This window comes from Paenarthrobacter sp. NPDC092416, assembly GCF_044755025.1.
In the GTDB taxonomy this organism is placed as follows: domain Bacteria; phylum Actinomycetota; class Actinomycetes; order Actinomycetales; family Micrococcaceae; genus Arthrobacter.
This window is the reverse complement of the sequence record NZ_JBIVQG010000028.1, coordinates 1-10,004: the sequence shown is the minus strand read 5'-3', so window position 1 is coordinate 10,004 and position 10,004 is coordinate 1. Positions and strand designations below refer to the sequence as shown.

The window sequence follows — 10,004 nt, the reverse complement described above, 5'->3', positions numbered from 1 at the left end:
GTGCACGCACATTGCCCAACCGGCAAGAGGCCATGCGTCCGTGTCCGGAAACCCCACGAAATGGTAGGAACAACAGTGATAGGTGTCATCGCTGATGATGTGACCGGTGGTACTGACGTTGCCGTCGCTTTCCGACGTGCCGGACTGGCAACAGTCATTCTGTTCGGCTCGCCCGATTCGGAGACGATCCTGCCGTACCATGACGCTGTGGTCATTGCATTGAAAACAAGGACCCTCCCGGTAGACGACGCCGTCGCCGAATCCCTGCGCGCCGCAGAATGGCTTAAGAACCATGGCGCCTCGCAGCTCTACTTCAAATACTGTTCCACCTTCGATTCCAAACCCGAAGGCAACATCGGCCAAGTAGCCGACGCGCTGGCCGATCTCCAGGGTTCCCGTCTGACGGTCGTAGCTCCGGCCTCACCTGAACACCGCCGCACCCAGTACATGGGTAATCTGTTCGTCGCCGAACAGCCACTGGCCGAGTCTCCGATGAGCCACCATCCCTTGACGCCGATGACTGATTCCAACGTCGTCCGTCTGCTCAGTGCCCAGACGGAACGCCCTGTAGAACTCGTCAGCCAAAAAACGGTACGTGCAGGCGCCCGGGCAATCCGGGAGTACCTCGATGAGATGGCCGGCCGCGGTGTCCGCTATGCAGTCACGGATGCCATTACCGCTACAGACCTGCAAGCCATCGGTGATGCCTGTCGCGACGATGTGCTGGTTACAGGCGCCGCCGGACTGGCCGGGGGACTTGGCCGATCTCTGGCCGGCAACCGGGGAAGCAGCCATGACCACGAACAGGACCCGGTCGGAACCGGGCGGGCAGTCGCTTTGGCGGGAAGCTGTTCTGCCCGGACCCGGGAACAGGTCTCTTACATGCGCGAGCGGGAACCCTCGTTCTTCCTCGACGCTGTCTCAAGCCCGGACCCTGTACAGCTGGCAGAATCGGCCCTTGCCTGGTTCGGGACACTGCCTCATGACGCCCGGCCGCTGATCTACTCAACACTCGAACCCGGAGAGCTGCGACGGACCCAGGAGATTTTGGGCACCGAAAGATCCTCCGCCATCCTCGAAAAGGCCACCGGTTTGATTGCCCGTGGGCTCGTTGAAAGGGGCGTGCGCCGAATCGTCACTGCCGGAGGCGAAACCTCCGGTGCGGTTGTCCAGGCGTTGGGCGTCCAGGGCGGGACCATCGGAACGGAAATGGCCCCCGGGGTGCCATGGATCTACACCACAGGGGAGATTCCCATCGCTTTGCTCTTGAAATCCGGCAACTTCGGGGACCCCAGGATGCTGGCCCAAGCCGTCCACGCGGACGCCAACGCCGGGGAGGCCAGCCTTGCCGGTCACTGAACTTGCCTATGTCGGTTCACGAACCAGCGTGCTGCGCGAGGGGCGCGGCAGCGGGCTGGAGGTCTTCGAAATCCTCGACGACGGACGCTGGCTCCCACGGCAAACGGTGGGCATGGACAACCCCAGTTTCATGATCCTCAGTCCAAGAAGCACACAGCTTTATGTCGCCCATGGCGACGGGAACCAGATCAGCGCCCTGGAGCTGGACCCGGCGACCGGACGCATCGATTACCGCGACACGGTTGATGCCGGGGGGGTGAACCCGGTCCATTTGGCACTCAGCCCGGACCAGCAGTTTCTCGTGGTGGCCAACCACAACAGCGGCACGGTAGCCAGCATCCGGATACTCCCGGATGACAGTCTCGGCCCGGTCGCAGGTCTGCTGTCCTTCGAGGGTGAAACCGGGCCGCACCGCCGTGACCAAAACAGTTCCAAACCCCACCAGGTGGTCTTCGACGCCACCGGTTCGTACGCATTGGTCCCGGACAAAGGCCTGGATTCAATCTTCACGATCTCGATCGACAGCACCGGGTCCCTGACGTGGCACCAGGACCGGACCATACGGTTGCGGGAAATGTCTGGACCACGCCACGTGTCGTTTTCACCATCCAACAACTTCGCGTACTCGATCGAGGAATTCCTTTCAACGGTAACCACCTACAGTTGGGACGCCACTACCGGCACACTTCGCCCTATCCAGTCCACGTCCGCACTGCCGGACACTGTCACCGGGGACAGCCGCGGGGCCGAAATCGCGGTCAGCGCCGACGGGAAGCATGTTTATGTCTCCAACCGCAGCGGACCCGGAGATCACTCACCCGGTGGGGAGTTCCCGGACACTATCGGCACGTACGACGTCGATCCCGACACGGGCCGTCTTGGCACCGGACGCTGGACCGAGACCCACGGCATCAGGCCCCGTTTCTTCTGCTTGGACGCCGAAGCGGGGGCATTGCTCGTCGCCCACGAACGGGGACACTCCATCGCAGCCCACCCTTTGGATCCAACCACGGGAACTCCCGGGCCGCCGGTGTTCCGAGCTGCCACCGGCAGTCCCGTCGCGATCTTGAGGCACCGCCTCCCGGTCTCCGCAGAAAACGGCAAGCCGTCACCAGAGCACCGCGTCGACGCAGACCGTTCGTCCACCCTCTAGAAAGGAGATGACGTGGGAATCGCCGTCTGGGCGCTGATCGTCTATCTCATCACCATCCTCGTGTGGGCCACCGTCGTTAAACGGGGCATCGGCGAGGCAATGATTGTCGGCTTCCTCGTGCTGTGCCTGTTTGGCGGAGCCGACTTCTTCGCGCTTCTGGGCACAGGCCTCGGGGAAGCCTTCAAGCAGCCTGTGGTCTTCGCGGCGATGTCCTTCACCTTTATCGGATTCGTGCTGACGCAGACCGGCATCATCCACCATCAGGTCCATATCCTGAACTCCATGCTTGGCCGACTCCGCGGTGGCGCAGGCTACGTCTCCACCCTCGCCTCTGCGGGCTTCGGGGCGCTGACCCACTCCGCGTCTGCGAATGCAGCCACCATCGGATCGGTCACGATTCCATGGATGGAACGCTCAAACTGGCCCAAACACATCGCCTCCTCCGTCGTTGCAGGAAACTCCGGCAACGGCACGGTCATCCCGCCCAGCGCCTCCTATCTCATCCTTGTGGGGCTTGCCACCGTGGGGCCGAACATCGACAAGAACGCCACCCTGGTAGCGATGTTCGTCGTCGCCGGATACTGCGTGCTGTGGAGACTGCTGTGCATCTTCTACTTTGTGCGGCGCTACAAAATTGCCAAGGTCTCCGGTGAAGAACTCATGCCGCTGCGACGGTCCCTGAAACAGGGGTGGCGATCATTGATCGTCTACCTGGGCATAGCCGTGCCGATTCTTCTTACCGTTGGCGTCGGCGCTGAGCTCATCGCCCGACTGCTCGGCGACAAAGGACCCGATGCCGTCAAAGCGATCGACATCCTGCTGTGGATCCCTGTTCTCCTCGGCATCCTCAGCCTCATCATCGGTCGTAAACAACTGCCCTCCGCACCTCGTGCGTGGTACACCTTCATCGCCAGTACGGCCCCACGGTTCAAGGACATCGGCGCAACACTGGTGTTCTCCTTCGCCGGCAGCGCGGTCCTTCTTGCCCTTGGGTTGGACAAGCAGCTGCGTGATGCGCTCACCGGCCTGAACGCACCGGCCATCGTCACAGTGCTGATCATTGTGGTGATCATAGCCCTGGTGGGTGGTCCGCTGAGTGCCACTGCCACGGCCGCGACCCTCGGCGGTGGTGCGTTCGCAGTCCTCGTGGCAGCAGGAGTTCACCCGGCGCTGGCTGTTTGCGCCATCATGGTGGCCATCTCCACAGAAGGCGCGTCCCCGCCTGGCGGTCCGTCCATCTTCATCTCAGCGAGCATCGCGGAAGTGAATCCCGCCAAAACGTTCGTGCCGCTGGTGGTGTTCTACGTGGTGCCGTTCCTGATCATCCCCGTGGTGGTGGCGTTCAACCTGCTACCCATTCCCCACTAGCCGGACCAGAAAGGCTGATAAATGTCTTCACAAAAACACATCGACGCCGGCCCCGGCTTTGGGCCACGCCGCAAGGCACTGATCCGTGTCCTGACCATGATCTTCGTTGCACTCCTGGTAGCAATGCTGCTTCTGGGGACGGTGCTTGTGCTGCTCCAGCTCGCGGGGTTGCTGATCGGAAGCAGTGACTTCATCATCGGGGTGTCCAAGACCTTGGGGCCGCTCACGTACTGGGTCGCTGCTGCGTTTGGAACATTCACCCTCATCCTTGCCATGGCACATGGCTGGAAATCCGCCGACTAGGAGACGCACCGTGACCCATCATCAATCCAACCCGCTGATCTCGCTGATCAGTGCGACCCCGGTGGCGATCCCGCCCGCTACCGGGGCTTTTCATGAGGTTTTCCCTGAAGCCAGATTATGGAACCTTCTCGATGACCGCCTTCTAGACGACGCTACAGCCCAAGGGGGCGTCACCGAGGGCCTGGCCGAACGCATGACCCGATTGATTCGCCACGCCGAAACTGAGGGTGCGGACGGAATCCTTCTGACGTGCTCCATGTACGGGCCCATCGCCGAACGGCTCGCAGCTGAGCTGTCCATCCCGATCCATGCCCCCGACGCGTCAGCATTCAAGGCCGCTTTGTCCGGCGGCTACCAGCGCATCGTGCTGCTGGCCTCAGCCCGGGGCCCGCTGGAAGACGCGCTGGAGCGGTTCTCGGCAGCAGCAGCCTCAGCCGGTCAGGACATCTCCGTCACCGGCATCGTTGCCGAGGGGGCAGCGGCAGCCGCAGCGGACGCAGACACGGAACGCCTGAGCCGCGCGCTCGAGGCAGCCTGCAGAGATCAGGAAGATTCTGATGCCGTCTTACTGGCCCAGTACTCGCTTTCCCCGGCGGCCGAGGCCTTGGCCGCTGCCCTCGACAAACCGGTTCTGGCGGGTCCGAAACTTGCAGCCGCCACCCTCCGGTCTCAACTGCTGGGGAACCCAACCTCTGCAACAACCCCCAAGAAAGAGAATGCATGAGCACCGAAAGCCGCCTCCGCGAAAGCGTCGTGGACGCAGCCCGATCCATCTTCAACCGGGGCCTGACTCACGGCCGAACAGGAAACATCAGCGTCCGCTGGGGTGACGCCATTCTGGTTACCCCGACGGGCAGCAGCCTTGGGACTGTCCGGCCGGACGAACTCTCAGTCATTGACGCCGCTGGAACGCATGTCAGTGGCAACAAACCCTCCAAAGAGGCCTTCCTGCACGCGGCTGTCCTCCGGGCCCGTCCGCAGGACACTGCAGTGGTACATACCCACTCGACATATTCGGCCGCCGTGTCCTGCCTGGAACACACCGCGACCGGCAGCGCCATCCCACCGCTGACGGCCTACTTCGCCATGCGGGTAGGAACCCTTCCCTTGCTGCCCTATCACGCACCGGGGGATCCGGCGCTGGAGGGCCTGGCCGAGGCTACAGCTGTCGAACACCTTGCCATGCTGCTGAGCAATCACGGCCCCGTCGTGGCAGGCAAAGATGTGGACAGTGCCATGGATGCACTTGAAGAGCTTGAGGAGACGGCCAAGGTCTACCTGCTCCTGCACGGACGCGCCACGCGACCGCTCACGCCCGAGCAGGCTGCCGCTGCCGCACGAATCTGATCTGTGGCCCCTGTAAAGACGTCCTGCACGGACGGGGGCTGAATGGGCGGGATTTTCGCAGGATTTGCGCTCGTCGGCAGCATTATCCTGGTTGGCTACTTGGCTGGACGGGCTGGCATCGCCGGCCCGTCAGCTGGGCCGGTCTTGTCCAGGATCGCCTTCTTCATCACCAATCCGGCGCTCCTCTTTACCATTTTGGCGGGCTCGGAACTCGGTGACATCTTCTCGGCCCTGGTGCCCTTGGCCCTTGCCGCGGCTGTACTGACGTGCCTGCTTTACTGGGGCCTGAGTGCGCTGTGGTTTCCCCGCAAGGGTGCAGAAATCGTCGTGGGCGCCATGGCAAGCTCCTACGTCAACGCCAATCACATCGGGATTCCCGTCGCGGTCTACGCGATTGGCAACGCCACTCCGGTTGCCCCGGTCTTGCTCGTGCAGTTGCTGGTGCTCTCGCCACTGTTTCTCCTGCTCCTTGACCTCACGACAGGACAGCGGCCCACGCTCAGATCGTTGCTCGCCCAACCGGTGCGGAATCCGATGATTATCGCCTCATTTCTGGGGGCCGTTGTGGCCTGGACCGGGCTGGAGCTGCCCCCATTGATCTGGGATCCGGTCAAGGTCTTGGGCGGGGCGGCCGTGCCGCTGGTCTTGATGGCTTTTGGAATGAGCTTGCCCGGGAGCAGGCCGTTGCGGTCCGGCGGGGTTCGGACCGACGTGCTGGTCGCCAGTGGACTCAAAGCCGCCATCATGCCGGCCCTGACGTTTGTCCTCGCCCGCTACGTCTTCGGCGTGGATGATGCGCAAGCGTTCGCCGCCGTGATTATGAGCGCCCTGCCGACAGCCCAGAACGTGTTCTTGTTTTCCAGCCGCTACGACAGAGGCGCCGCTATCGCCCGCGACTCAATCCTGCTCACCTCAGTTGCTGCCATACCTGCCGTGCTTGCCGCCGCGTTGCTGATGGGCCGGTAGCCCGGGCACGGCAGCGGCTCCGTGCCCGGGGTTGTCCCAGTCAGAACCCGTACAGTTTTTCCGGGTTGTCCACAAGAATTCTCTTACGGTCCTGTTGTCGCGGAACCCAGGACGCGAACAGATCCAGCATGGCGGCATCGTCGGGCATGGGTACCTCGCCCCGGGAAGCGGTAGGGTGGGGCCAGTCGCTGCCCCAAAGCATGCGCTCAGGCGCGGCCCGGGCAAAAGCCGAACCAACTGCGGCGCGGTCGCTGTAGGACGGGGGGCCGACCGGTGATTCGTGGTACACGCCGGAGAGCTTTACCCAGGTGTTTCCCTCATCGATGAGTCGAAGAATGGCATCGTACGCAGGATGCGCGGTCCCTGTGGCTCCCGGTATCCTGCCCATATGGTCGATGACCAAGTCGGTGGGCAGGTCGCTGATCCGAGCAAGGTTTTCCTGGATTCCCTCTGCCGTCATATGGATCTGCACATGCCAGCCAAGGTCCGCAACACGTTCGGCCAGCGGCCGGATCAGTTCCGCCCCGGCGCCACCCGGGCGGGTGAGGTTGAAGCGGATTCCGCGGATTCCGCCGTCGTTCATTTCCCGTAGTTGCGCGTCCGTGAAGGTGTTGTCGATCACCGCTACTCCACGGGCATCCCGGAGCCCTAACTGTGCGATGGCGTCGAGCGTGCAGCGGTTGTCTGTGCTGTAGTTCGACGGTGTGACGACCACCGTGCGTTTGGTGCCCGTGCGGCGTTGCAGGAGACGGTAATCGGCAACTGTTGACTTGGGCGGCGGAGTCGCGGTCGGCGATGGATAGGGGAATCTGTCGGGATCGAAGATGTGCATGTGGCAATCTGTGGCCTGGCCGGGGACCCTATAGGAAGCCCTTTCCGTTCCTGCAGAAAAGGGCGCCGGTCTCTCGGACGTGGCCTGTGCTGCGGCCGCGCCGCCGGCAGCCAGGGCAACGCCCGCCAGGGCCCCCCGGACCAGTGTGCGGCGGTTGAACGAACCGGCGGCGAACAAGGCTGAATCTGGCCGAAGACGATCTGTCATTGGGTCTCTCCTTTGAGGAATACGCGCCCGTCTCGAAGCAAGTGAGGTGGGCAACCTTCATCATCGGGTAAAGTGGTCGGCCAGTCAACCACTTTAGGTGCCGGTGGTGGCATCATTCTGGCCGCCGGGCCGCTTTCTTAGAAGGACGCGATCATGGGGCCGCCGGTTTCGCGCTGGCTTCCGGGGACGACGACGCGTGTGGAGATGTCCTTGTAGGCAAGAAAATGCTGGGCTTTGAGGTGCTCTTCCTCAAAGGCGGCACGATCGGTGTATACCTCGTAGAAAGCGAAGGTGTTTGTTCCGTCGCCCAGTTCGATGACGTCGAAGCGAAGGCACCCATCTTCATCCCGGACAGACGACTCGGCGTTGCGCGTGATGGCCTCCAGAAACTCTTTCCGACCCTCGGGCTGTACCTCCAGCGTGACCCACAGACTGTACATCGATGTTGCCTGTTCCCTTCATGGTCAGTTGTTGGGAACAGGCTATACGGCCACGGTCGTTCGGGGGCTCACGGCCTGGACGAGGAAGTCGACGTCGCCGAAGTTTCCTGATTTCAGGAGTAGGGCCAGTGGACCGTTGTGTGAGGTATGAATCCAGGGGACGCCAGGAGCAGCCTCGGAACCGATTAGTCCGCCGCTGACGTGGAGTGCTGTCACCACGGAGCCTGAGGTTTCGCCACCTGCGACGACGACTCGCTGCACCCCTCGCCTGACCAGTTCACGGGCGATGAGGCCCATGGCTGTCTCCAGAATTTCAGCCGAAGCGGTGACCCCGAGCCGGCGCTGGGATTCACGGAGCTTCTCCGGCGGCAACGAAGAGTAGATCAGCGGGGCAGTGCCGGGCGGTTGCTCGTCGTACCAGGCCAGAGCGGCTTCGGACAGCAGGGAAGAGTCCGGTACTGCTACAGCATCGAGCTGAAATGAGGGGTGTCCAGCGGCCTGCATTGCTTCGATTTGCTGGAGAGTGCGGGCGGAACAGGATCCTGCCAGCGCGACCGCCGGGCCGTCGTGGCCGGACCCGTCATTGAGGGGTGCCGGTTTGCGGGTGGAGGTGTTGCGTTCGGCGATTGCCGTTGCCAGCCCGCCAGCGAGACCGGCGGCTCCGGAAACGAAGGGGTGATCGATGACCACCCTGCCAATGGTGGCAAGGTCGCCGGACTCAACTGCGTCTACCACGGCATAGGGGATTCCGGAGTTTTGCAGCCCGGCGATCGCAGCGGTCAGTGCTTCGGTTCCAGCGTGGACTTGCTGCAGGGTTACCAAGGAGACGGCGCGTGCTGTTTGGGAGCGGAGCAGTTCCGGCACGCGCGAATCGGTCATGGGCGTCAGGGGGTGATGACGCATTGGTGAGTCCGACAGGAGCTGATGGTGGACGAATAGATGACCGTTGTACTGGGTGCGTCCGTGCGAGGGAGAGCTGGGCACCACGACGGTGACACTGCTGCCGGTCATGTCCGCCAAGGCATCATTGACCGGGCCGATGTTTCCGGCCGGGGTGGAATCGAACGTTGAACAGAACTTGAAGAAGAGCTGCTTCGCACCGGCGTCCAGGAGCTTCCGGCCCGCATGCAACGACTGTGCCACAGCCTGATCGGCAGGGAGGGTGCGGGTTTTGAGCGCAATGACCACGACGTCGGCTCCGTCGTTGCCTGAGACGACTTCCGGGACGCCGAATTGGATCAGGACGCGGAGTCCTGCGCGGCGGAATGCGACAGCAACATCTGTGCCGCCTGTGAAGTCATCGGCAATGACACCGATCATCGTGTACCTCCAAGAATGGTGCGGCGAAGTGCCGCGGCTGAGCTGATGGGGCCGGAGAAAACCGGTATGCCTGTGGTGGATTGAAGTTCCTTGGCCGCGGATGCCAGGGAATATTGGGCGAGCAGAACGGCGTCGGGAGGTGACGGCTGTTCCGTGACCATTGCGGCCAGGGCGGTGACGAGTTCCTCTGTGCTGCCGTGCAGGGCTGCGGGCTTGGCTCCAGGAACAACAGCACCGCGGGTCTCCACTGGAACACCTCGTCCGGCGGACTCGTTGATAAAGCGGTTTATCGCGACTGTCAGTGGCTGATGGTCGCTGGCGAGCACCAGAACTGATCCCGGAACCTGTGCGAAGAGGCCATCCAGGGCCATCGCATCAGGATCGAGCAGAGGGACTGGGCATTTGTCGGCGTAGGACTGAACAGCAGTTGCGTAAACGGGGCAGGTGAGGAGGACAGCATCCGCACCCTCAAGCACCGCATGGGTGATCAACCGGTGCATCCGCTCGGCCAAGGACCCGGTCACACCTCGGACGTCCGCATCTTCCTGCAACTGGTCATCGAGGATGTTCCACAGCCGCGCTTCGGGGAACCCTGATGCAAACGCTTCGTTGGCCGGCCCAAGGGCGGCCGGGTTGGCGCTGATGAGCGCAACCAGCGGACGCGTCTCTCCGGATGACATGGTGCCTTCTTCTGCTCTTTGGGCCCAGT

General features: G+C 62.8%; 11 protein-coding genes. 7 read left to right on the top strand and 4 right to left on the bottom strand.

The features are described from left to right. The 7 genes from otnK (ACIQC5_RS24055) to ACIQC5_RS24025 all read left to right on the top strand — a co-directional run. On the top strand, positions 1–1,359 hold a 1,359-nt coding region (gene otnK, locus ACIQC5_RS24055; protein ID WP_400287716.1), incomplete at its 5' end, for a 3-oxo-tetronate kinase. Continuing rightward, positions 1,346–2,512: a lactonase family protein gene (locus ACIQC5_RS24050; protein WP_400287715.1), complete on the top strand. Its 1,167-nt coding sequence runs from the start codon at positions 1,346–1,348 to the stop codon at positions 2,510–2,512. The genes otnK (ACIQC5_RS24055) and ACIQC5_RS24050, both read left to right, overlap by 14 nt. A 12-nt stretch (positions 2,513–2,524) precedes the next feature. Beyond that, on the top strand, positions 2,525–3,880 hold the full coding sequence (locus ACIQC5_RS24045) for a TRAP transporter large permease subunit (protein WP_400287713.1): 1,356 nt from the start codon (positions 2,525–2,527) through the stop codon (positions 3,878–3,880). Between the two features lie 21 nt (positions 3,881–3,901). Then, positions 3,902–4,183: a hypothetical protein gene (locus tag ACIQC5_RS24040; protein ID WP_400287711.1), complete on the top strand. Its 282-nt coding sequence runs from the start codon at positions 3,902–3,904 to the stop codon at positions 4,181–4,183. Between the two features lie 10 nt (positions 4,184–4,193). Next, a complete protein-coding gene (locus ACIQC5_RS24035) occupies positions 4,194–4,907 on the top strand; it encodes an aspartate/glutamate racemase family protein (RefSeq protein WP_400287710.1) in 714 nt (237 codons plus the stop codon). Beyond that, entirely contained in the window at positions 4,904–5,530 is a 627-nt protein-coding gene (gene otnC / locus ACIQC5_RS24030) for a 3-oxo-tetronate 4-phosphate decarboxylase (RefSeq protein WP_400287709.1), read from the top strand. The genes ACIQC5_RS24035 and otnC overlap by 4 nt, the downstream gene beginning before the upstream one ends. A 42-nt stretch (positions 5,531–5,572) precedes the next feature. Then, on the top strand, positions 5,573–6,496 hold the full coding sequence (locus ACIQC5_RS24025; protein WP_400287707.1) for an AEC family transporter: 924 nt from the start codon (positions 5,573–5,575) through the stop codon (positions 6,494–6,496). A gap of 40 nt (positions 6,497–6,536) precedes the next feature. Here the strand turns inward: ACIQC5_RS24025 and ACIQC5_RS24020 are convergent, their stop codons facing one another. From ACIQC5_RS24020 to ACIQC5_RS24005, 4 genes are all read right to left on the bottom strand, one after another. Further along, positions 6,537–7,535: an amidohydrolase family protein gene (locus ACIQC5_RS24020; RefSeq protein ID WP_400287705.1), complete on the bottom strand. Its 999-nt coding sequence runs from the start codon at positions 7,533–7,535 to the stop codon at positions 6,537–6,539. Positions 7,536–7,672: 137 nt separating this feature from the next. Continuing rightward, positions 7,673–7,975 carry a putative quinol monooxygenase gene (locus ACIQC5_RS24015; protein ID WP_400287703.1) on the bottom strand — a complete coding sequence of 101 codons (303 nt, stop codon included), beginning with the start codon at positions 7,973–7,975 and terminating at the stop codon, positions 7,673–7,675. Between the two features lie 42 nt (positions 7,976–8,017). Then, positions 8,018–9,295, bottom strand: a complete 1,278-nt coding sequence (gene otnK / locus ACIQC5_RS24010) for a 3-oxo-tetronate kinase (protein ID WP_400287701.1) — start codon at positions 9,293–9,295, stop codon at positions 8,018–8,020. Beyond that, positions 9,292–10,004: hypothetical protein (locus tag ACIQC5_RS24005; protein ID WP_400287699.1), on the bottom strand; the 713-nt coding region annotated here is incomplete at its 5' end. The genes otnK (ACIQC5_RS24010) and ACIQC5_RS24005, both read right to left, overlap by 4 nt.